The sequence below is a fragment of the Vibrio pelagius genome, from assembly GCF_024347575.1.
GTDB lineage: Bacteria > Pseudomonadota > Gammaproteobacteria > Enterobacterales > Vibrionaceae > Vibrio > Vibrio pelagius.
Genome location: NZ_AP025504.1, coordinates 291,649 through 315,294 on the forward strand (window position 1 = coordinate 291,649; position 23,646 = coordinate 315,294).

Here is a 23,646-nt window from a genome sequence, read left to right on the forward strand (position 1 = left end):
GCTCACTTATTCATTTGTATTCATAATGTAAGCCTAATACATACGATGGATTTTTCACCTCTAATTACTGATTATCTTCTACTGGAGCGAAACTGCGCCTTTGAATAGCTTGAACCGCCGGGACTGGTGCCGCCTGCCCTATATTCCCCTTTGGGATCGCATTCACAGACGGTGTAGTGAGCTCAAGGTTTTGTTGCGTAGTCGTGTCTGCGTTTGTTGTTGCTTGCTGTTCTGAAGTAGAAGGCAACCCTGATGTATGAGATATACTTGTCTCAATAATCGGTTCTGCTGTACCAAGAGGTGTAAAAACTGCGACGCCTTCTTCACTTGAAGTTGTACCATCTTTATTCTCGGCAGCTGGTATCGTAGCTTCATGAGGTGTTTTTGATAACCTAGATACGCCTTGTTGAACTTGTTGCTGCGCAGGCGGTTGAGACGAAACAGGCGTAATTGGTGAATGGAAACTGCCTTTGGTCGAGCTTACCTTTCCCCCACTGAATTGTTGCTGTGTCGTTCCTGCTGTGCCTTGCACCGATCCTTTTGGCGTCACCATTTGGCCAGTTAAGTCTTGTTGTTGAGTAACATTTTGGCTGGAAGTAGAGGTTTCTGTAGGTTCGACAATAAATGTCTGTTTGCTTGCGAAATCCTTATCGAGCATTAGTTTACTGTTAGGTGTGTATTGTTTGAGTTGTTCACCAGACGGTTTCAACGCGCTTTCCGTCGGTATTGGGTTGGCTGGTTGCTTACGAATCAGACCAGCTGAAGGGGATTCGTATCTAAAAAAGTCGAGTTTTTGATCCCAAATATCAATCAACGAAGAGAATTGAATCCATGCATCATCCGCGTAAGCAGAGGGGCCACCGGAGTTTGTTGCGATAGAAAAGCGAGCGTCAAACGCTTTATAATCGACCTGTAACTGCTGACGATATACACCCCACTTACTTCCTCCCATCAAAAAATATCTAACACTATTGGACCAATACTCATAAGCGACAGGATCTTCTACTTTTTCAGCCGCCATTGCCGCAAGTGCATCCGCTAGACCTGCAGTTTGCCACATCTCTTGTGTTCCGATCTTATGTTCGAGACTGAGAGCCCGATTCGCTTGTTGATGCATTAGACTAGCGGCTTGCGTATATCGGCCTTGGGATAGAAGAAGCGTTGGAGTGCTCAATAAGTCTATGGATGTTTGACTCAGCGCCCAAACAGGAAAGGAAGCAGCAAACAAGATAAGTACAATTAAGCTTCTCATCGGAATGTCTCCACCATACATTTTCCGGGATGATCAAAACGGGAGTTAAACTTAACGTCGCGGTACTCTTTTGACTTATTGGCTTTGTAAAGCTTACCACTCTGCTTGTACAACAGAGCCTCAAGCACGCCTGCATTGGTCTTCAAACTGATGCTTTTTTCATAAGCACTGGTAAGTTCATAACGACCTTCATACCACCCTCTCTGCGGATCATACAGCTCTTTTACTAGCGTCATTAGTCGGTCGGTATAATCGGTCTTCCATAGAGCCCACATTTGAAAAGCAACACGCGTTGACACTAGCGCTTTCTCATCATGTGAAGAACCATCTTCGGCCAGTGTTATCCAAGGCGTACCCAAGCCATATATCGCATCGTAAACGAAATAAGGTTCACCAGTAACAACATGCTCTCCACGCGCAGTGTAAATTCGCTCGTTATCCCAACGTGCCTCTTGCACTTGATAGATGGCGTCTGCCATTGCTGCTAGCGTGTTATTGGTATGTTTTGAGTCACTTGACGTCGTGTCCCCGACTTTATCCCAGTTGAACTCAAGCCCCATCCACAAATAGGGTGTTGAGTAAATTGGACGTAAAACATTAAATACCCGCGGATCACGACCGTCAAAAATAAGATCGATATCGTAAATCGTCGCTACATCGTAGGGCTCTATGTTCATCGCTTTTTCAGGCACGATCTGCCAGTCCAAATAACCGTAAGATGTGTACTCTTCTAGCCCCAAGCGCCCCTCTTTATATCGAATCAATTGGCCGTCCTGAATCATGCTCCCATAAAGCTCTCCATCAAGGCTAATCAACTCACAAAAGTTCCAACGCAATACTGCCTTATCGACGTATTCGGAGAATTCAGGAGAGTGTCTCTTTACAATGGCGAGTGCGATTAGAAGACGGCCAACATCGAGTGATGACCAACCAATATCTTGTGGCTGGTTGCCATAGTTAACCATGCCACCACTTTGCGTGCTGTACACCTTATTAGGTGCGAGGCCGTAGCTAAGCTCCATCTTGTTAAGAAAACTCAGAACCAAAGTTAGACGCTCGTCATACTCTTTGTTTGAGATGAATTCAAACTCTCTCGCAGCAATCAACGAGATAAGATAATCCGCCAAACCTGCCATATTCGTGGTAGGAAAGTTATCAATACTATTCACTAAACCCGTCGTAACTTGGGTATTGTTATCGATATACTTCCACGCCGTTTGCGCCCACATCAGTTCTTCTTCAGTCAACGACGCATGACGACCTTGTCGAAATACCTGTGATTGGCTAAACGAATCAACACCGTTGGTCACACCTTGGTAAACCACACCGCAGCCAGATACAGACACCGATAACAGAAGTAAACTCCACTTCTTCAGCATTCAATAACCTTATTCTACGGGTTTGATTTTTTTACGAGGCAAACACTGCCCTTCATAACCGAATGGTGACTCCAATGCTTTCTCCCATAAGCTCGGTGCTAACTGGTCTTTGTATTGAAGTAATTTTCCCTGTTTTTTATACAACAAGATCTCTAGTGTGATGCCGTTATTATTGGAGGTGAAAGTGTTAATCAGACCAGTCCCATTCTCGAAGATACCTTCATAGAAACCTTTCTCTCGATCGTAAGCGGTAGAAACATGATCAAACAACAGGTCGGTGTATTCGGTATCCCAGAGAACCCACATCCCCATCGCGCCTTTAATGGCGACCGCTGCGTACTGAGGCAGATACTCACCCACTTCAGAGATGGTGTTCCATGCAAAACCATCGGTATAAATAGTGTCGTAGACGAAGTAAGGCGCACCGGCTAATTGGTGCTCCGTCCGCGCGGTAATAATACCGGTTTGCTTGTAACGTTCTTCCTGTACACGATAGATTTGTAGAGCAAACTCAGCCATCCATTCATGTGAATATCTGGAATCGTGTGGACTTCGGTCTTCCACCAAGTCCCAGCCCAATTCAATACCATCCAACACATAACTTTCAGTTACAACGTAACTATGTGCTTTTAGTTTACGCGGATCACGCGTATCGTAAGGAATGTCATAACCGAAAAGGTTAATCGTGGCGTAAGGTTCGGCCATGGCCGCTTGAGTCGTATCAAACCCCCACAATTCAAAGCCTTTGGCTGCATACTCTTCATAACCAAGTCGCCCTTCTTGGAGGTACTGTACCTCTTTTCCAGGTTCAAGTAGCGCGCCAAACATGGTGCCGTTTTCATCCACCACGTTACAGTAGTTCCACCTTAACATCACCGAGTCGATACTCGTGGCGAATTCAGGGTAACGGTTCTTAAGGATATAAAGCCAAATCATCAAACGACCTAAGTCGAGAGCTGAATACCCAATTTCACCCGGTTGGTTACCGTAGTCCACTTTTGCCGCGGTTTGGGTGTTATACGCCTTGTTTGGTAACTCCCCCATGAATAGGTCGAGCGTATTTAAAGTTGTTAGGAAACGAACAAGTCGTCTATCAAACTCTTCTTTTTCAATAATCCCTAACTCATACGCACTGGTCATGCCCGCGAGATAGGATGCCGCATCCCACCATGTCACAGATGGATAGTTATTTACCGCATTTACCAAGCCCGTCGACTCTTGGTAGTTATTTTCAAAATACTTCCAAGCGATACGAGCCATATCCATCTCTTTCTCCGTCAGCTCGCCTTGACGAGGTTTAGGGACAGTCCAGTGTGTATTTCGGTCAACAATATCATCAGAGAATTGATTGTATTTACTACCGCAACCAACGATTGCAAGAGTGATCAAGCCAAGACTAATCGTTCGCATATAAATTCCTTCTTATTATTTTAATTCGCTGATTTACTTCAACTCACCAATCGTCAATAGCGGCCCATTCTCAATGTATGCCAATGACTCAAGGACGATTCCGTTGGTGTTTGCTGTCACTGCTTTGTTAGTGCGCCCATCAATTTCATAACGACCTGAGTACCAACCTTTCTCATCCGAATAAAGGTCAGAAGCTTCGTTGATCAGAACATCGGTGTAATCTGAATCATAAAGCGCGTACCAACCGAATGCGGCTTTAGTTGAAAGAGTTTTTAGGTGTGATTGGTCTTTACCGTCATCAGAGATGGCATTCCATTTTTCACCATCCGAGAATACCGTGTTGTAGACAAAGTATGGCGCCTCATCAACGTTATCCTCACTCACAGCGGTAACAATACCTGTGTCTTCGTAACGACGCTCTTGAGCTTGGAAAATACGGTGTGCAAATACCTTTGAAACACTGTCCGCACCAAACTCAATACCATCAAGAATGTAAGATTCACTCACTACATAGTTATGGGCGTGGAATTTTGAAGGGTCACGTTTATCTGTCGGAATTTCGATACCATAGATATCAACCATCTCTAGGTAATCGATATATTTCATAGAGTTAAATACATCACGCCCCATCAAAGCTAATGACTTGGACGCATACTCTTCGTAACCAATACGACCCTCTTGCACTAACTCCATAACGCTTGCATCGGATGTTGGACGAGCACCGTACATATAACCGTCCACCAGCATTGCACTCACTTTCCAGTGGTTGAGTACGTCATTTACCTGCTTATTAAACTGCGGGTATTGCCAAATCATAATGTTCATAGGAACAAGGATTCGACCGATATCGATCGCCGACCAGCCAATGCCGTTTTCAATAGGATTGTTGGCGTAGTCCACCATCTCTAGAGTTTGCGTGTTGTAAGCCTTATTGGGTAATAGGCCATCAACGAGCGGCAAGCGCGCCAAAGTCGCGAGTGCTTTTTCCATACGCAGCTCAAACTCTTCTGTTGAAATGATATTGATCTTCTCTGCTGAAATGAGTCCCATTAAATAAGAAGCGGTATCCCACATAGTGGTCGATGGATAACCATCCACTGAATTCACTAAGCCTGTATTTTCTTGATAGTTGTTCTCAAAATATTGCCAAGCCACACTTGCCCACTCGTACTCCTGCTCGGAGAGTACGCGTGAAGACTTAAATGGAATATCTTCTGGAATTTCGAAGGTAATATTTCCGAGTACTCTTCCCGATTCGCGAGTTTCGATGCTGAAAGCAATAATAAGCGCTGTCGCTAAGCCCAAGATGAACACAATATGATGGCGAGCGTTAACCATCGATTTTTTAAACCCCATACTTCAACTCCTCTGAATTGGCAGTTTCTTCACCTTCGCTTTCAGCTGGTGGTGTCCAGAATGCTGCTGCGATCATTCCCCACATCGCCAACATGTTATTTAGTATCCAAAATGTATTTAGAACAAGACCGCCCACAGAGTAATCGCCCCATGAACCGGTTGAGTGACCAAACCATGCAAACAGCAAGCTAAACAGACTTAATCCGAATACCGCCGCTTGCGGAATGACTAGCTTGAAAAAGTTACCTGTTTGTCGTTCTTTCGGTGTTGTCGGGAAGCTGATTTTCCGCCCGCGTAGCACTGTCCATAACGCCCGCAAGTTAACCGGGAAGAATGAAAGGAAGTTCGTTTTGCCTTTATAGCCCGCGACGCCCCAAGTCCCTATCATCATCGCCAACTCAGCAGTGATAACATAAGGTAAGAAGTGCAAATAGAACGTCACGTCATAGGCACTTACTGGTGCAATTGAAGTGAGGAAGTAGATAATTGGACACGCTAGGAAAATAATGTTCCAGATAGCCGACAAATTGGACCAAAAACTCGCGCCATACATCAGCTTCTGTTTGAAGTTGAGCCCTTTGCGGAAAATCGGGTTGTCATTCATAAAGATGTCAATCGACCCACCAGAGTACTTAAATCGTTGTACTGTCCACGTTTGTAGATCTTGTGGAGAGAGCATTTTACTCTCTACATTAGGGTGCATAACGGAACGCCAGTTACGCTCGCGATCAGAGTGGAGCACGATCGACGTGTAAAGATCTTCAGATACGTGAAATTTGTAAGGCGTGAATTCCGTATCAAACAAGATTTCATCGCGCAAATTATCCGACACCGACTGGTCGACCTTTTTCTCTTTGGTTAGACGACGGATCTGCGCCTCGATTTCATCTTGTTCTTTAGTAATCTGTTCTGCATAAGCTCTTAACGCCGCTTCCATGACTGCTTCACGGCGGTGAATCGACCCTGCGCCACAGCAGAATGATGCGTTTACCCAGTTACGACGGCGTTGAATGACGTCGTAAAACATCTGTGGATCATTTACAAATGGGTCTTCACCAAGTGTGACTGGACCATAGAACCTTTCGATACCTGAACCGATAGATTTTGCCCATTTACCCAACTTTCTTTCAAGGAACTTAGGTAAACGCTCGCCTTCTGGTAGGTCGAAGAACCATTGAGGTGTTTGAACCCAAGCCACTGTTGGATCTCTGAAGTAACCAAGCGTGTTTTCAAGAATGGTTGAGAAAGGACGCGTATCAGCATCACAGATGACAACGAAGTCTCCGCTAGTGCGTTCCATCGCGTTTCTTAAATTACCTGCCTTAAAGCCGACATTACCGTCGCGAGTAATGTAGCCAATGCCCATTTCTTTGGCCATCGCTTCCATTTCAGGTCGTTTACCATCATCAAGAATGAAGATTTTGATGGTGATATCGTGCGGGTAAGTGATTTTCTGCGCGTCTAATATACTCAGCTTAACCAGTTCGGGCTCTTCATCGTAGCTTGGAAAGAACACGTCAACACTGATAGGTCTGTCTTCTTGAGTGTCTAAGCTACACTCTGAAATCTTGTATGGTGGCGCTTTCTTTGGTTCATCCTCGACTTTCCACAAGTTATAAGTGAACAGCATCGAACCAATAAAGGCACAAGATTCTGCAAATGCCAAAGGCAACGAAAACCACAAAGCGTCGTAGTTAAGGGCATACATCCAGCGCCAACCTAAATACCAAATGCCAAGTGTTAAGTTACATGTTGCCAAATACTGATATAGAAGTTCTCTGGGAATACTATGTGGCACAGGCTCTGGTGGTACTCTGTGCTCAAACTTCTCAAAATAATTATCCATTTATTCCTTTCCCTATTTTATTGACCTAGCCAGCTCTTATTTGACTTTTATTAGGGGGGAGACACATTCTCTATGAGGTCACTTTCCTCTAGCTCTTTGGTCATCATGAAGCAGTTTTCTCCATCTTCTACGCGTAGCTTGACGTCATCCATCAAAGCAGAAACGATCATGAATCCTCTTCCGGATGTTGTCCAAGTCGTGTCGTCATCCGGGTCCATATCAACAAACTCATTGGACAGTGCCTTTTCCAGTTGCGTTTGTGTCATAGACTCACCTCTATCGATGATGTCGATACAGATGGTCTTTGTTTCTGAGTCTTCATTGAGATTGCACTTTACTTTGACAGGCTTGCCTTCTTGTTCGCTATACGCATGTATGTAAGTGTTGTTCACCATCTCAACCACACACAACTCCAGTTGAGTGGCCAACACGGGAGAAATGCCTATACCAGACCAATAATCGTTGAGTTCTATTGCGACTTGACGTGAAGTCTCTAAAGAGCTTTTGTACGCTTGTTCGAATACGTCTAACATCGGCACACTCCTCTGCTACATACCATTCAACATGTCTGATACACGATTGTGCGCAGCATGAGAACGAAGATTGCACCAGTCCAAGTCATGATTCTGCACACCATCATGACCAATGCAGTACTGACCAAAAATGGTTTGATGCTTTATATGACAATTTTCCTTGATATGGATGTTGTCGAAGATAAGTGACTCTTCGACCACTGCTTTTTCATCCAACTGACAATTAGCCCCAATAAGCGCAGGACCGATCACTTTGGCATTCGGATCGACTTTGCATCCGCTACCTATTACAACGGGAGGCTGAAGATTACAGTTATTCAGGTCAACAACCGTATTGATCCCGACCCACACCCCAGCTTTAACTTGAGTTCCTGGAATGCGGTAGCCCGGTACTTTGCCTTCTAATATATCTTTGGTCACACTCCAGATATCGGTGATATTACCTACGTCAAGCCACTGGAAGTTCATTTCAACCGCGTAAAACGGGACGTGCTTCTCCACCAACATTGGGAACAACTCACTACCAATGTCGTATTCGCCCTCTTTCGGAATGTAGTCAAAGATCGCAGGCTCAAAGATGTAGATACCTGTGTTGATTTGCGTAGAGAGTGCTTCTTCTTTTGATGGTTTTTCTTGGAAACTAGTGACCAGCCCTTTTTCGTCCGCAACGACAACGCCGTATTTTTCAACGTCATCTAGAATGACACTTTTGGTAATAATAGTAGCGATGCCGCCATTCTTTTTATGCTTACGTACGGCTTCTGTCAGATCCAAATCAATCCAAGCATCACCACAAACCACCACAAAAGTTTCATCAAAGAAGCCTGAAAACTGTTGAATTTTCTGCATCCCACCAGCAGAACCGAGCGCTTTGCTTTGATACTTACCATCAACGCATTCGCCCTCATAAGAGTAAGAGAGCTGAACGTCGAAATGATGCCCATCGCCGAAATACCCTTCGATCACTTCAGCTAAGTGACTAGTGTTAATCACAATCTTATTGATATTGTGTTGCGAAAAGAGCTCAATCATCGATTCCATTACCGGCTTACCCAGAATTGGGATCATTGGCTTAGGCAGCGATTGAGTGATTGGCTTCACTCGTGTACCTTTCCCTGCCGCTAAGATCATTCCCTTCATATCGATCCCCTTTACACAGCGGTTGCGAGTGCTTCATCGACACTGGTATAAGTCTTGATCAACCTATCCATACGCGTAAGTTTAAACAGGTCTTGAACTGGCTTTTGAGCGTTAGCAACGGCAATTTTCTTATCGCGAAGCATCTTGTACACACCCATTACTGCACCCAAGCCACTGCTATCCATAAACTTAACGTTGCTAATATCTAGCACAACGTTTGGTAATAGCTCAGGCGTAAGTGTCTCCAAAACTTCTCTAAACTGGGGTGCTAATTTGGCGTCAAATCGCTCTTCGTTTACTTGAAGAACTGTGCTGTTGCCTTGTTGACTAATTTCATATCGCATTGAGCTTCTCCTTCCTGAGGACCTTTCCATTCCGCAACTAGAACACTGACGTCGTCATCAAAACAATCTGACTTCGTCCAGTCTCTAACACTGTTTACTAGTAATTCGGTTTGCTGTTGAATCGGGTATTGATTCAGTTGTTCGATCGCATTACGCAAGCCTTCTTCGGAGTATTGCTCGTCTCCGTTATCCGCTTCTGTAATACCATCCGAGTAAAACCAGATTTTATCGCCTGGTTCGAGTTGAATTTGCGCAGCTTGATATTCGACATCGTCAAAGGCGCCAACAACGAAGTTATCGTGACCAATCAGTTCTGCATTTCCTTGATTGCCGTGACACCATACCAAAGGTGGATGACCTGCACAGCAGTACGACATTAGACCTGTCTTAACATTGAGCACGGCATAAATCATTGTGAAATAAAGGATATTGGCATCACTACTCATGTACATTTCATTGAGTTTAGAAACCACATCTGCAGGCGCACACACGGTTGATGTATCGCCATCGTTTTTCAGAACCACAGAAGAGCTACCATTCTGAACGGATAAGCTGGTTTGCACCGAGAAAGACATTAGTGCCGAAGAGACGCCATGACCGGCAACGTCAAACAGGTAGAAAGCAACGTGATCGGTGTCTAGCTGCATGTAGCCCAACATATCACCACCCACTTGAGCACTTGGGAGCGAGATGTAGCTCAACTCTACACAGCTAAAATGTTTTGTTTTGGGTAAGATTTGACGAATGAGTTCACTTGCGGAGTCAAGGTCTCGCTTAATCGTTTCGTACGCTTGATCCAATTTAGTGTTTTTATCAACGACCTCGTTATGAAGTGCTAGAGTGCGAAACCCAGCGCGAATACGCGCGTCAAGTTCGTCGATTGAAGTTTTCTTATCAATGAAACCATCGGCACCTGCGTCAATGCCACTGATAATGGACGCTTCATCACCTTTAGAAGAGAGAAGAACAAAGAAGATGTAGCGATGGTAGTTTTTGGATTTAAGCTCGTTGCAAAGATCTACCCCGCTCATTCCTGGCATCATCCAGTCGCTAAGTACAAATTGAATGTCGGCGTTATCTGCTAACATCTGCAACGCTATCTCACCGCTAGTTGCAGTATGTATCTGATAACCGCGCTTTTTTAAAACCGAACTCATATAAACCAGGATGGTTCGGTTATCATCAACAAGCAGAATATCCTTCATTCTTTTCCCTAAGTCTTTCTGACGTTTCAATCACACTTCTGCCAATTTTATCTTTGGCTTTTGTTAACGTGCTTTATTACTTTAGGTTAGACTCAACTCATTGCTTTGCAAATTGTTTCTTATATTTTTGTTGTACTTAAGTTAACGTTGTGCGGTATGTAACACAATTACACGGAGTGAATTGTTAATAATGACAGTAATTATTCAGCGCAGAATACTTATCGCTATCGCTCTATTGCCAAATAGCACATGGGCAGACAGCTTTCTGGCAAATACCGCTCCCCATGCGCCTCCCCCACAAGAGCGTGCGACGCTTTCAAGTAGCAGCAATAACCTCTCTGCATCTAAAGGACCAACCGATGATGAGATAGACGAGATTTGGAAAGGCGTATCCAGTTCATTCACCTTCCCTTTTCAAGAGTGGGAAGACAGAGAACTGTTTGATGGGTTAAGTGGCAATGTGGGTTATCACCAACCATTGGCTGAAACCGAATCAGCGAACATTCCAGCGGGCAGTACTCAAGGACCTACCAATCTCAATCAGACGTTAACTCTCTCCTTAAAATACGCGATTGCCGGCGCTTGGTTTGTCTCTGGTACGGTTTATCACTACTTAGATAGTGACCAACAGCAGGCATGGAACCCAGATTTTACCTACGTATTCGGATACAGCGATTGGCGACCTTATACTCTGAGCTTGGTCTATTCGAACTACGGCGGGAACCGATTTAATCCCGACCCTGGGCAGAATCGGACGGAATTCAAACAGGGCACTTGGTCGCTTGGTTGGAAATTCCCTATCAAGTCACCTTTCGTCGATCTGTTCAGGTTTACTGACGATGGAGCCATAGGCTGTCAAATTGACTATAACTTTACGCCTGAGTATTTCAATCTTGCGACAACCGAATACAAAAACAACCATCAAACCTTGAGCCTAGGTTGTAAATATTCGATTTGGGGGAACTGGTATGTCAATGGTACGGCGTTTTACTATTTTGACAAACAGCAACAACAGCCTTGGAACCCAGACTACACCTACGGTTTTGGTTACTTTGACTGGCGACCGGGCACCTTCACTTTGCAATATAACAATTATTCTGGGAATCGATGGAACTCTTCTGACAGAGGTGAAGGGACAGGACGCTTCAAAGATGGCTCAATCACCCTAGCATACAGTTTCGCTTTCTAAATTATTCTACCTATTAGTTGTTGATTTCATTCATTTTGAGAATCTTTGTGGCAAAGATCTTCAAGCCGTCTAATCTTAAGTTACAACTTGAATTATGCAACTGGCACCATAAATGCAATTAGCAATATGAGATTCAAATAAACGCGCTAAATGCAAGACCAGATTATTTGAACCGTAACGTCCAAACACATCATCTTATACGGCTAGGAGAAGGCTCATGGAAGGAACAAAACACGACGATCTTATTGTTGGTACAGAGCAAGATGACGCGGTAAACAGCCGCTCTGGTAATGATGAGATAAGCACGCTTGCAGGTGATGATTTTGTCACTGCAGGAGAAGGTAGCGACAAAATCTCAACAGGCAGCGGTAATGACACTGTTTTAGGCGATGTTGAATATGCCCTCGAAGAGAACGATGACACGCCGGCGAGTGGCGATGACTCGTGGGGTGAATCGTATACCGCTTATGAGTTTGTAGCTGAAACCAACGAGCAACAAGCTTCTCACACCGTAAGATTAGATAACTTTGCAGTTAACCAGGCGGTAAACACCTCTACCACAGTTGGCGGTCTCGCCGCTAACAGCACTGTGACGGTTCAACTCACCGATGAAAATGGCGCCATTATCGCTTCTCAAATTGCGACGGTAGACGCTAGCGGGAATATTACTGTCGATATTGATATCCCTGAGTCATCTATTGGTGACAATGGCGAAGTCACCTTTAGCTTCTTGAACGAAAGTGGCGAGCCTATCTCTACCATAAGCGACATGAACGTGGCCGTTCGCAACATCTACGACGATACTATTGACGGCGGCAGTGGCGATGACATTTTGAAAGGCCAACAAGGTAATGACACCATCTATGGTGGCGAAGGGAATGACTTCCTCGATGGTGACATCAATGATGATACTTTATACGGCGAAGAAGGTGACGACGTTTTAGTTGGCGGTAATGGAGATGACTACCTAGATGGTGGGACGGGTAACGATACCCTACTCGGCTCTGACGGTGACGACACTATTCACGGTGGTGACGGTGACGACCTGCTGATGGGTGAGTTAGGTGACGATACGATCCATGGCGGTGAAGGGCACGATACTCTGATCGGTAATGACGGGCAAGATGCGCTTTATGGTGGCGAAGGTAACGACAAGCTCTTCGGTGGTAAAGGCGACGATGTTCTTGAAGGAAACCAAGGCAACGATGAAATTCATGGTGAAGAAGGAGACGACATCATCGCTGGCGGCGAAGGTGACGACTTCGTACTTGGTGGTGCAGGTGCTGACCAAATTTCGGGCGACGCAGGTAACGACCTTCTACTGGGTGGCGATGGCGACGACACCATTACAGGCGGTGAGGGTCACGATACCTTAGTGGGTGAATACGGTGATGACACCATGAGTGGTGGAGCTGGACACGACACGCTCTATGGTGACATCGGTGATGACACATTAACGGGTGGCGCTGGTAACGACCAACTCTTCGGTGGCGAAGGCGATGACGTGATTGATGGCGGCGAAGGTGACGACATTATTCATGGTAACGAAGGTGTTGATACCATCACAACCGGTCTTGGTGACGACCAAGTTTATGCCGGCTCTGGGGATGACATCATTGATACCGGGGAAGGCGCTGACACGGTATTTGGTGAAACGGGGCACAACCAAATTACGTCTGGTGCTGGCGACGATACTGTCTACACAGATTTCGGTGACGATACCATTGATACTGGTGAAGGTCATGACACCATATTCGCGGGCGACGGTGACAACACGTTGAACACTGGTTCTGGTGACGACTTGATGTATACCGGTGCTGGGAAAGATTCGATTCAAACAGGCGCTGGCCACGACACTGTTTATGCAGGCGACGGAGACAATACGGTCGATTCAGGCGCTGATCACGACGCCGTATACTCAGGCAGTGGCGCCGATAATATCAATCTTGGCGAAGGCCACGACAAAGCGTTCACTGGTGCAGGACAAGATACCATCGTCGCAGGCGCGGGTAACGACCAAGTCTATGCAGGTGGAGACGACGATGTTATCCAAGGTGTATCAGGCAACAACCAACTCTTTGGTGAAGAAGGCAATGACACCATTACTGCCGGCTTGAATGCCAGTGAACTCTATGGTGGTAGCGGTGAAGATACACTGACTGGCTCTACTGAGAGCGACCGCCTTTACGGTGGTAGCGGTGATGACTCAATTCAAGCTGGTGAAGGTGACGATTTCATTGAAGGTAACCAAGGTAGCGATGAAATCTACGCAGGCGTCGGTAATGACACTGTACTAGGTGGCGCTAACGATGATGTGATTCACGGTGGTACAGGTAGCGATACCCTAATTGGTGATGACGGCGACGATATCATCAAAGGTGAAGAAGGCGACGACATTCTAGTTGGTGGTACGGGTAACGACCAGCTCGACGGTGGTACTGGTCGTAGTGAAATCTACGGTGAAAGCGGTGATGACGTGCTAGTCAGTGCAGACCAAGATGACCTGCTCTCTGGTGGTTCAGGTAACGATACCATCTCGTCTGGCGCTGGTCATGACACCGTTTATGCTGGTTCAGGTACCGATAACATTACAACTGGAGAAGGTAATGACACCGTATATGGTGAGTCTGGGTCAAATACCATTGCAACAGGCTTAGGTGACGATACTGTCTACGGTGGTATCAACTCAGACAACATCGATACTGGCGAAGGTGCTGACCAAATCTACGCAGGTGACGGTTCGGATACTATCGACGCTGGCGCAGGGAACGACCACATTGACGCAGGCAGTGGTGACGACCTACTTAAAGGTGGAGACGGTGACGACGCACTATTTGGTGGTGCAGGTAACGATGAACTTATTGGTGGAGACGGTTATGACCTTCTTGCCGGCGGCGAAGGTGACGACATTATTCGCGATGACGGCCAAGACACGCTACTCGGTGAACAAGGTAACGACACACTCATTGCGGCAGCGACAGGTAGCCACAACATTTTCGGTGGCGAAGGTGATGATACGCTTATCGGTAGTGAACAAGCGGACACCCTATACGGTGGCGCCGATAGCGATACGATTACAGGCGCTGGCGGAGACGATATTCTTTATGCCGGTAGCGGTAACGACTCCATTGATGCAGGAACTGGTGATGACACCGTGTACGGCGAAGATGGCGCAAACAAAATCACACTCGGTGAGGGTGACGACACACTTTATGGTGGTGCAGGAGCTGACACAGCAACCGGTGGTTTGGGCGATGACACTCTTTCTGGTGCAGCGGGCAATGACAACCTGTCCGGCAATGAAGGTGAAGACTTAATTGATGCAGGCGAAGGTCACGATACCGTATCTGGTGGCGATGACAACGACCTTATTTTCGGTGGCGCTGGCAATGATAACTTGTCAGGTGATGCTGGAGATGACCAAATCTACTCAGGTGCAGGCGACGATACCCTATCTGGTGGTTTAGGCGATGATAAACTCATTGCAGAAGGCGGTAGCAATACCCTATCAGGCGACGAAGGCGACGATACCTTACTCGGTGGTTCGGGTGCCGATACCCTGTTAGGTGGTGACGGTAACGACTATATTGAAGATACTTCAGACAACAACATCGTCGATGGTGGTGATGGTGATGACAATATCCAACTGACTGGTGCTAGTAACACGGTCACTGGTGGTGCAGGTGCTGATGTTATCAGCTCTACCGGCGGTGGAGTAAATGACATTTCCGGTGACGATGGTAACGACACAATCACAGTGGCTGGCAGCGCCAACACAATTGCTGGTGGCGAAGGCAACGACACGATTACCGCCAGTGGCGGCACTAACAATATCAGCGGCGGTGAAGGTAATGACAATATCACCGCAAGCGGCGAAACCAATACCATCACAGGTGGTGAAGGTAACGATACCATCAGAGTAAACTCAGGTAACAGTACTGTTTCTGGTGATGAAGGTAACGATTCAATCACCACTGGTAGCGGTTCAGACAGCCTTTACGGTGGTATCGGTGCAGACACCCTATCCTCTGGCGCGGGCAACGATCGTCTATTTGGTGGTGCCGATGACGACAAACTTTACGCAGGCGATGGAGACGATACCCTCGAAGGTGGCGACGGCAATGACATCATATACGGTCAAAATGACCAAGATACTTTAGATGGCGGCGCAGGTAACGATTACCTATCTGGCGGTTCTGGCGATGATACTCTCGTAGGTGGTACAGGCAACGATACCCTAAGAGGTGATTCAGGCGAAGACACGCTGTGGGGCGGTTCTGGAGACGATAACCTAGGTGGTGGTGGCTCCGCCGATACACTATTTGGTGAGGACGGCGACGACACATTATCAGGTAATGGAGGCAACGATATGTTATATGGTGCAAGCGGTGACGACAAACTGTCTGGCGGCTCTGGTGACGACTATGTGTCGGGCGGCGAAGGCAACGATACCCTAAGCGGCAATAATGACTCAGATACCCTAGATGGCGGCGAAGGCGACGATAAACTGTCTGGTGACTCTGGTAATGACACTCTATTCGGACAAGTCGGAAACGACATTCTAGATGGTGGTGAAGGTATCGACCAACTCTATGGTGGTGCGGGTAACGACCAACTTATCTTTGACTCAAGTGAACTTGAGTCTGGTCAAGCGGGAGTCGTTCACTTTAGCGGTGGTTCAGACTTCGATGTACTGGTTGTAGGCGGCGACAATCAAAGTCAAATGATCGATATGACGCACAATACTTTCCAAGAGATTGAAGGTGTGAAGATCAGCTCAAGTGACACAGAACTTGCCTTGGCTCTGGATAAGATTGCAGCCAATAACACTGCTGGTGAAACTGCGGGTCAATTTGTATGTACTGGTGCAAGCAGTATCGATGTTTCCGGTTGGGGTTGGCAACTTACTGAGAGCCACCTAGAGATGAGTGATACTCTTCAAGACATCTATCGTGAAAGTAACATCGACACAGGCTCGCTATACGGCTATCGCTTTGAGAGTGAAGCAGGACAAGAGGTGGTTATCTGGAGTGACTTGAATAGCGGAGACATCCACTTCCCAGATTCAGAAGACGTATAGCACTCTTCATTAAGCTAACTCACCAACAAGCGGCTCATTATGAGCCGCTTTCTATTCTAAGATTACTAAGCCAAAACCATTAATTTACTTCCCTAGCCCATTGGCTCCCGATCCGTTACTTAACCAATCCCCTGTCAAAAAACTGATTACATTAAATAGCTAACCCACATAGTTAGACCTAGCTATTAAGTCACCTCAGTCGCTAGCTTGGTGTTTGAATCCACCGTCAATCCTTTTCGACTCCCACGAAAAAATGGACTCATGCGAGTCCATTTCAAAAGCTATATTGTTCCCAGATATCTATCGGAACTGATTTCGACTACCCCTCGATACACAATTCTCGGGTTTTGCGGGTTATCTGTGCATCATTTGAAATCACAAAAAAGTAATAATCTGAGTTAAGTTCATTTTGTTGAATGTAAGTACGCATATGGTTGAGCATACTTTTCGCTTCTCCATAACGCTCTAAATACTCAGGATCACACTTATTAACTAGGTCTAAGTCCACACGCAAGTTTGAGAATTTAGTCATGATTTCATCGACACGCTTCTCTGTCTCTGCCCGTTGAGCCTGCGTTGAATACTCACCCTCTAACTCTGTTCGTTGAGCCTCTAGCGCTTTTTGACTCTGTTGCTCAAGTGCGACCTTCTCTTTGGCTAATTGCTCATTCATTGCAAGTTTGGCCCTTTTGACTGAATCTTTCTCTGAGAGGTATCGAGAACGGTAAGTACGAGCTGTTTTATTGGCCTTAGCTAATGCGATATTGGAAGCTGCTAGCTTCTCGGTGAGTTCATCTATTTCGTGCGACATTTCCACCAATTTTAAATCTGCTGCTGCCACTTGTTTTTCATGCGTATCATCATCCATCTGTTTAAGGTAGGTCATTGAAGCTATTTGATCCGTGAGCTCCGCTATCACCTCATTCAGAGCCTCAATATCCGCCTCTTTTTCCGAGACTTTTTCTGCTATCAAAGTATCAATTCGCGATTCAATATTGGCATTTTTATAGCCAAAGTAGCCTGCTGCAGCGGTCGACGTTATGGCTACGGCAGTCATCAACGCAATAGTTCCTTTACTCACAGTAGCCTCCTCAAATCACCTGTTTGTAACACTTTTGCTCACACTTAGGACAGATATAGGATTGACGATCAATCCGCTGAGAACAGTGCGGACATATTCCCTGCTTTCGATCACTGCTCATCAATAACAGAATCAAACCAATTGGGCCTAATACATAGCCTAAAAGCACACCAGCTACTAAGTTGTTCTTTTTGAATCCAACGTACGTGCTCAATATAAAAAAGCATAAATAGAAGCCCAGCCAAAACACCATTGATTCGTGCATTACGCCTCCCTCATCGCTTTTGCCATACCACTAGTGAGTGGGCCTATTAGGTAATCCCAAAGCGTGCGCTCTTCAACCAAGATCAAGACTTCGGTGAGCATTCCAGGATAGAGTTCAATTCGGTTTTCAGCTTGCAATGATTGAAGATCTTCCCGATCAAACCGGATTTTAACCAGATAACCTTGGTCTTTTTCATCCGCATCACCACCTTTGACCACTCGGTCTGCAGACACATGAATCACCTCGCCCAATACTGGCGGTACTTGCCTTGCACTGTATGCGGTAAGGCGTATTCTTGCATCTTGGCCCGAGCGGACAATATCTATATCTCTAGGCGGTACAATAGCTTCAACAATCAACTCATCGCTGTCTGGCACGATCTCCATTAGCACTTGTCCCGGGCGCACCACGCCACCAACACTTGAGATGTTCAAACCAACAACACGTCCTTTAAATTCACTGCGAATCTGGATACGTGAACGCACATCTTCCAAGGTATTCATTACCTGTTTGACGTCTCGTACCTCGTCATTAACCGATTTAAGTTGTTGGGCATAATCGCGTTTTAAATCTAACAGCTGACTTTTGTAACTTTGTTCTAGTGTTTCGAGTTCTCGCTTTGTGACATCGATAGTGACATTAATCTCAGCTAACTCCCCTTCAATTCGTGCGAGATGACGACGAAGCTCTAACATACGAGTTTTAGATACGTAACCTTTAGCAACTAAGCCCTTGGTCATATCGATCTCTTGTTTAATCAAATCACGCTGTGAAGCCACGGCTTTTTTCTGAAATTGATTACCCTGAATCTTTTCCTTATAAAGAGTCGATTTTTGGTTGTACAAAGAGTCAATCAACTGCTTTCTCAACAACCCTTGTTCGAACTGCACTCGCTCACTGTTCACAATAGGCATAATAATCAACGAATCTTGCCCTTCATTAATTAAACCATCAGGCCATTTCAGCTCTTCCGACTCATTGAGAAGTGCCTCAAGGCGTGCCTTTTGCGCCACCAGCGAGAAATTGCGGTAAAGGTAACGTTTATAATCGGATTCGGACTTGGCATCAGAGAGTTCTAGCAGCACTTGACCAACCTCCACCTGCTGACCATCTTGCACTAGCACCTCTTTCACCCAGCCACCTTGTAAATGCTGGATCTGCTTTCGCTTACTTTCAACAACCAAGTTTCCGTGCGCGACTGAAGCGGAGCTCAAAGGCATGGTCATAGACCAAAACAGAAAGCCTCCGACCGTCACCAATAAAATCGCAGAGCCAAGAGTGATCAATTTGCGTGTACTAAATTCACGTTCCATAACTGCCCCTACCCTCTACGTTGCTCTTTAACTTGGTCGATATTGTTGGTGTTGATGGTGTCACCATCTCTCAGCCCCAAGAACTGTTCACACGTTCCTGCTTTCTCAACGCGTCCCTCTTTGAGGCTGATTACCCAATCCATTTGACGTAAAAAGCCAGGGCGATGGGAGATCATGACTACCGTTATGCGGTTCTCTTTGCAGTGTTGAAGAACAATGGCGAGCGCCGTTTCACCTTCAGGATCGAGATTGGAATTAGGTTCATCAAGAACCAGCACTTTAGGATTCGAATAGATCGCACGCGCGAGGCCGATACGTTGCTTCTGACCGCCAGAAAGCAGAATCCCACCCTCACCGATATAGGTGTCATACCCATCAGGCAACGCCATGATCAACTCATGTATACAAGCGAGCTTCGCTGCAGAGACCACCTCTGCATCATTGCAGTCAGAGAATCGAGAGATATTCTGCTTCACTGTTCCGGCAAGCAACCCGACATGCTGAGGAAGATAACCAATATATTGACCAAATTGGTTTTGGTCCCACTTTTCAACGGTTGCACCATCAATCTTGATCTCACCAACGCTTGGTTTATGTATGCCCATCAACAGGCTGGCCAACGATGATTTACCAGAGCCAGAATTACCCATAACCGCGAGAGCATGCCCCGCCCCCAACTTAAAGTTGATACCCTGTAACGTTGGTGATTTTGCACCCGGAAACTTTAGCGAGACATTATTAAATTGAATCTCTCCTCGTGGTTGAGGAAGCAGAGTTTTAACCGATGGATTGGTTAATGAAGCGCATTTTTTGAGACGGCTCCATGATTGATATGCGCTGTACCAAGATTTCCACCCACTGACGGCACTTTCAAATGGACTCAGTACACGACCAATTAGTATGGAACTAGCGATAACAGCGCCTAGCCCTATTTGCTGTTGCAACGCCAAATAAACACCGAGTGTTAACACCACAACTTGTAGCAATGTTCTGAAATAACGACTTACAGCCAGCAGTAAGCCAACTCGTGCGTTAACCAACCACTGTAGACTGAGAACTTTGTGATTCTTCTCTTCCCAAACTTTACCAATGTTCTGACTCATACCCATCGCCTTAAGAGTTGGCGCGTTACGTAAAAAGTCATTGAGTTCCATTGCAACTTTACCCGTCTCTTCTTGAGCGACCCCACTCACCTTGCGCCCACCTAACATCATCACCACAGTGAGCAGAGAAAAAACCACCGCCCCAGTCACAGCAACTATGCCAATATACGGATGAAGGAAAAACAGCAATAACAAAAACAGTGGAGTAAAAGGGAGATCAAGAATTGAAGACGTGGATGGCGATGCTAAAAAATTACGCAACGTACTCAAATCATGAAGCGGTTGCTTATCAATACTGTTGGTTTGAGAAGAAGTAGAGATACTTAGATCCAACAACTGTCCACTGAGCTGCGTGTCTAGCTTGAGCGCAGACCGTTGCATTAGCAAAGTTCGGATATATTCAAGTGCAGATTGGGAAGTGACCAAAAACAGCGTTATGCCGAGCAGAGCAAACAAGGTTTCGATACTTGCACTGCTCATTACTCTATCGAACAGCTGTAAACTGTAGACTGGTACTGCCAACACCAGAAGATTTATGCCCATACTAAAGCCAACGGCAGCCCAAGCCTCTCTTTTCACACTATGAAAAGGGCTCAGTTTTAAATCATCCATATCAAGCCAACTCACTCGGTTGCATATTGTTATAAAGTGAGTATAGACAACAATTGACTTGTTTCAGAAGATGGATGAATTAATTTTTGATTATCTCTTTGTAATTACTCGATAACTTGCACTAGCGCACAACTTTCACAATTTCATGAGGTTAGAGATAACCTAAGATTTAGAACTCAATATCGCGTTTTTATACCAGATTAAATTGCTCACTGATTTCATAACCAGTCGCGACTTCTCGATGGCTCTCTTTGATGATCCAGTTGATCGGATTCCTCACCCAAGGCTGTGGGTCTTGAGCCGGAAAACCATCGTTCACCCTTAGCGCGACCACCTCAAAACCCAGTGACTCACAGGTTTCGACACAACGTTGGGCATGCCAAGACTGCGCTATCACCGTGATCTTCGCAAGACCAATATCATTCAAGGCTGCTTTAGCAACATCCGTTGTAGTTTGGTAAGCGCTGTTTTGAATACTCACATGAGGCGTAGCCTTCAAATGAACTGCCACCTCTTGTTGTACATAACAAACAGCTAGAGGATTTTCTTGATGGAATCGCTCTACCTCTTGTGCAAGAAGTTGGTTAACGTCGTCGCTATCACCAAATGAAAAAGCAATGACACCGTTTGAGTTTGATACATCCCCACAATTCAATCGCTTAAGTACATTTGAAGATAGGTAATTCGCAATTCTCTTTTTTGCTGACTCTTCTATTTTATAAGGAGAACTAGAGTAATGATAATCGGCTGAAAGGTTACTGTGAGAAGCTTGCTGCTCTGGGACAACAATGCCTATTTCGCGAAGGAAATCGTAAAATTTGAACATAACAATCTTTTTCCTAACTAAATCAAAATCCATCTAGCCAGTTCTGTCCGTTGTTATAACTCAAGTTTAACAGTTAATCCCCTTCTACAACAAGATAATTGTGTAAATTATCACCAACTTCTATTCTCACATTTTTGAGAATTTACACCCAGATAAACAATAAGTTGTATTATCATTATGTTAGACAAACATTATGAGTCAGATTGCATTGGCACAATTTTCCAAGCTACATACCCAATTTAAGACGCTTTTTTTGTGTCTCGTGGCCCTTTTTACCTCTTTCGCTAGCTATGGCGATGAAGAGGTTAGCTTTTATGGGCAACGGGGAGTGAGCACTGTTGAGGCGGGACAAAGTGTTGAATCCGGATCTGCGCCCAAAACTCAGTACTATCGCAGAGTGATTGCTCCGCCGATCATGACAGAACCAGAAGAAAACCATTCGACGGACTCCTACGAAGAAGAAGTGAATAGCAGTAGTGCTCAATTGAGCATTGTCGAAGAAGCAGCTCTAATACCTCTAACCCGTAATGAGCTGTTACTAGCAAAAAAAGCCGAATATTATATTCAACGTAACTTCCATAAAGAGACCGGGCTATGGAATTCCGTTCAGGGGTATAATCATACAACAATGTGGGACATAGCGAGTGGTATTGCCGCGACGCTCGCACTAGAGGCCTTGGGCATGAAGGAGACAGAGCAAGTGCGTTACGAACTTGAGAAAACATTGTCGACCCTAAGCGCTTTTCCACTCTACAAGGACACTTTACCAAACCGAGAATACAGCACCAAGACAGGGCTCCCCTCGGGCCGATTAAGTGATACCGAGAGCAACGGCAATGGTTGGTCGGCGTTAGACATAGGTAGACTTCTCATTTGGTTCAAAGTTTTAGAGCAGCGACACCCAGAACTCTCGCCAAGCGTAGAGAAAGTCGTCACCCGTTGGGATCTTAGCAAAGCAGTGCACAACGGCACTCTATTTGGCACTAAACTCCATCAGAACCGAGAGTATTACCGTCAAGAAGGAAGAAATGGCTATCTCCAATATGCTGCAGAAGGTTTCAAAATGTATGGCTATGACTTGCCCTTCCCCGATCTAGATGGCTATTTGGAAACTATCGAGATTCAAGGTATCAATATTCAGATTGACTCCCGCAACGTCCCTTTCTTAACGAGTGACCCCTATGTTCTCGCAAGTATTGAGTATCAACGCGACCCAAGTTGGAGTCAGTTAGTCCCCTTCTATGAGCTACATAAGAAAAAATGGAAAGAGACTGGAGTCATCACTGCGTACGCAGAAGACGCAATGAACAAAAACCCCTGGTTTGCCTACAACAATATCTACTATTACGGAAAGGCGTGGACAAGCGTCAGTCCATCAGGAAAAGTCATTGAAAACCCACAAGTTCTTAGTAATAAAGTAGGTTTTGGTTTCAGCGTCTTGTTTGATGACGAGTTTAGTGATTTGCTTTACCAAGAAGTGCTAGATAGCAGCCTAAAGTTTCGTAGTGTTCCGGCGGGCAAGTACACGAATGGCGGCATAAATTCCTCTTTAAACATCAACACTAACTCTCTTATTTTAGTCGCGCTCTGGTACAAGTCCAAAGGCCGCAATCCAATCCTAAATTAATACCTCCTTCAAATAGTTACCTGTTCCACACTTCATTCAAAATTCGTCAAATAAAGTTTCCAATTTGGTCAGTTTAACCTACTGT

The 23,646-nt window shown here is 45.5% G+C and carries 16 protein-coding genes; 3 read left to right on the plus strand and 13 right to left on the minus strand.

What is annotated here, in order from left to right:
- Nucleotides 1-64: 64 nt before the first annotated feature.
- From vsple_RS15560 to vsple_RS15600, 9 genes are read right to left on the minus strand one after another with little or no spacing between them, the layout of a single operon-like run.
- Complete coding sequence (locus vsple_RS15560) at nt 65-1,252, minus strand: hypothetical protein (RefSeq protein ID WP_261883763.1); 1,188 nt, start codon at nt 1,250-1,252, stop codon at nt 65-67.
- Nucleotides 1,249-2,631, minus strand: a complete 1,383-nt coding sequence (locus vsple_RS15565) for a DUF3131 domain-containing protein (RefSeq protein WP_255232697.1) — start codon at nt 2,629-2,631, stop codon at nt 1,249-1,251. Before vsple_RS15565 ends, vsple_RS15560 begins: the two co-directional genes overlap by 4 nt.
- Nucleotides 2,632-2,640: 9 nt before the next feature.
- Nucleotides 2,641-4,041, minus strand: coding sequence for a DUF3131 domain-containing protein (locus vsple_RS15570; RefSeq protein ID WP_261883764.1), 1,401 nt, complete (start codon nt 4,039-4,041; stop codon nt 2,641-2,643).
- 33 nt (nt 4,042-4,074) lie between these two features.
- Nucleotides 4,075-5,397 (minus strand): DUF3131 domain-containing protein, encoded by a 1,323-nt coding sequence (locus vsple_RS15575; RefSeq protein WP_255232695.1) that lies wholly within the window; start codon nt 5,395-5,397, stop codon nt 4,075-4,077.
- Nucleotides 5,387-7,243 carry a glycosyltransferase family 2 protein gene (locus vsple_RS15580; protein ID WP_261883765.1) on the minus strand — a complete coding sequence of 619 codons (1,857 nt, stop codon included), beginning with the start codon at nt 7,241-7,243 and terminating at the stop codon, nt 5,387-5,389. The genes vsple_RS15575 and vsple_RS15580 overlap by 11 nt, the downstream gene beginning before the upstream one ends.
- A 50-nt stretch (nt 7,244-7,293) precedes the next feature.
- A complete protein-coding gene (locus vsple_RS15585; RefSeq protein WP_255232693.1) occupies nt 7,294-7,776 on the minus strand; it encodes an ATP-binding protein in 483 nt (160 codons plus the stop codon).
- A gap of 15 nt (nt 7,777-7,791) precedes the next feature.
- A complete protein-coding gene (locus vsple_RS15590) occupies nt 7,792-8,916 on the minus strand; it encodes a nucleotidyltransferase family protein (RefSeq protein WP_255232692.1) in 1,125 nt (374 codons plus the stop codon).
- Between the two features lie 11 nt (nt 8,917-8,927).
- Complete coding sequence (locus vsple_RS15595; RefSeq protein WP_032552446.1) at nt 8,928-9,260, minus strand: STAS domain-containing protein; 333 nt, start codon at nt 9,258-9,260, stop codon at nt 8,928-8,930.
- The gene (locus tag vsple_RS15600; RefSeq protein ID WP_261883766.1) at nt 9,212-10,465 is read right to left on the minus strand and encodes a PP2C family protein-serine/threonine phosphatase; all 1,254 of its coding nucleotides are present in this window, start codon (nt 10,463-10,465) and stop codon (nt 9,212-9,214) included. Before vsple_RS15600 ends, vsple_RS15595 begins: the two co-directional genes overlap by 49 nt.
- A gap of 190 nt (nt 10,466-10,655) precedes the next feature.
- Here vsple_RS15600 and vsple_RS15605 point away from each other — a divergent pair, with 190 nt between their 5' ends.
- The gene (locus tag vsple_RS15605; RefSeq protein ID WP_261883767.1) at nt 10,656-11,654 is read left to right on the plus strand and encodes a hypothetical protein; all 999 of its coding nucleotides are present in this window, start codon (nt 10,656-10,658) and stop codon (nt 11,652-11,654) included.
- A 217-nt stretch (nt 11,655-11,871) separates the two neighbouring features.
- The gene (locus vsple_RS15610) at nt 11,872-16,734 is read left to right on the plus strand and encodes a beta strand repeat-containing protein (protein WP_261883768.1); all 4,863 of its coding nucleotides are present in this window, start codon (nt 11,872-11,874) and stop codon (nt 16,732-16,734) included.
- A 319-nt stretch (nt 16,735-17,053) separates the two neighbouring features.
- Here the strand turns inward: vsple_RS15610 and vsple_RS15615 are convergent, their stop codons facing one another.
- The 4 genes from vsple_RS15615 to vsple_RS15630 form a co-directional block, all read right to left on the minus strand.
- Complete coding sequence (locus tag vsple_RS15615) at nt 17,054-17,815, minus strand: hypothetical protein (protein WP_261883769.1); 762 nt, start codon at nt 17,813-17,815, stop codon at nt 17,054-17,056.
- 264 nt (nt 17,816-18,079) lie between these two features.
- Nucleotides 18,080-19,393: an HlyD family type I secretion periplasmic adaptor subunit gene (locus vsple_RS15620; RefSeq protein WP_261883770.1), complete on the minus strand. Its 1,314-nt coding sequence runs from the start codon at nt 19,391-19,393 to the stop codon at nt 18,080-18,082.
- Between the two features lie 8 nt (nt 19,394-19,401).
- A complete protein-coding gene (locus tag vsple_RS15625) occupies nt 19,402-21,108 on the minus strand; it encodes a type I secretion system permease/ATPase (RefSeq protein WP_255232686.1) in 1,707 nt (568 codons plus the stop codon).
- Nucleotides 21,109-21,298: 190 nt separating this feature from the next.
- Complete coding sequence (locus vsple_RS15630; protein WP_255232685.1) at nt 21,299-21,934, minus strand: hypothetical protein; 636 nt, start codon at nt 21,932-21,934, stop codon at nt 21,299-21,301.
- Between the two features lie 328 nt (nt 21,935-22,262).
- Between vsple_RS15630 and vsple_RS15635 the strand changes: the two genes are divergently transcribed.
- Complete coding sequence (locus vsple_RS15635) at nt 22,263-23,561, plus strand: DUF3131 domain-containing protein (protein ID WP_261883771.1); 1,299 nt, start codon at nt 22,263-22,265, stop codon at nt 23,559-23,561.
- The last annotated feature ends 85 nt before the right edge of the window (nt 23,562-23,646 follow it).

Excerpts from the sequence above, each read along its gene's own strand:
- vsple_RS15580 (WP_261883765.1), bottom strand. The coding sequence starts at position 7,243 with ATGGATAATTATTTTGAGAAGTTTGAGCACAGAGTACCACCAGAGCCT.
- vsple_RS15625 (WP_255232686.1), bottom strand. The coding sequence starts at position 21,108 with ATGGATGATTTAAAACTGAGCCCTTTTCATAGTGTGAAAAGAGAGGCT.
- vsple_RS15560 (WP_261883763.1), bottom strand. The coding sequence starts at position 1,252 with ATGAGAAGCTTAATTGTACTTATCTTGTTTGCTGCTTCCTTTCCTGTT.
- vsple_RS15620 (WP_261883770.1), bottom strand. The coding sequence starts at position 19,393 with ATGGAACGTGAATTTAGTACACGCAAATTGATCACTCTTGGCTCTGCG.
- vsple_RS15595 (WP_032552446.1), bottom strand. The coding sequence starts at position 9,260 with ATGCGATATGAAATTAGTCAACAAGGCAACAGCACAGTTCTTCAAGTA.
- vsple_RS15610 (WP_261883768.1), top strand. The coding sequence starts at position 11,872 with ATGGAAGGAACAAAACACGACGATCTTATTGTTGGTACAGAGCAAGAT.
- vsple_RS15600 (WP_261883766.1), bottom strand. The coding sequence starts at position 10,465 with ATGAAGGATATTCTGCTTGTTGATGATAACCGAACCATCCTGGTTTAT.
- vsple_RS15565 (WP_255232697.1), bottom strand. The coding sequence starts at position 2,631 with ATGCTGAAGAAGTGGAGTTTACTTCTGTTATCGGTGTCTGTATCTGGC.
- vsple_RS15570 (WP_261883764.1), bottom strand. The coding sequence starts at position 4,041 with ATGCGAACGATTAGTCTTGGCTTGATCACTCTTGCAATCGTTGGTTGC.
- vsple_RS15590 (WP_255232692.1), bottom strand. The coding sequence starts at position 8,916 with ATGAAGGGAATGATCTTAGCGGCAGGGAAAGGTACACGAGTGAAGCCA.
- vsple_RS15605 (WP_261883767.1), top strand. The coding sequence starts at position 10,656 with ATGACAGTAATTATTCAGCGCAGAATACTTATCGCTATCGCTCTATTG.
- vsple_RS15575 (WP_255232695.1), bottom strand. The coding sequence starts at position 5,397 with ATGGGGTTTAAAAAATCGATGGTTAACGCTCGCCATCATATTGTGTTC.
- vsple_RS15585 (WP_255232693.1), bottom strand. The coding sequence starts at position 7,776 with ATGTTAGACGTATTCGAACAAGCGTACAAAAGCTCTTTAGAGACTTCA.
- vsple_RS15630 (WP_255232685.1), bottom strand. The coding sequence starts at position 21,934 with ATGTTCAAATTTTACGATTTCCTTCGCGAAATAGGCATTGTTGTCCCA.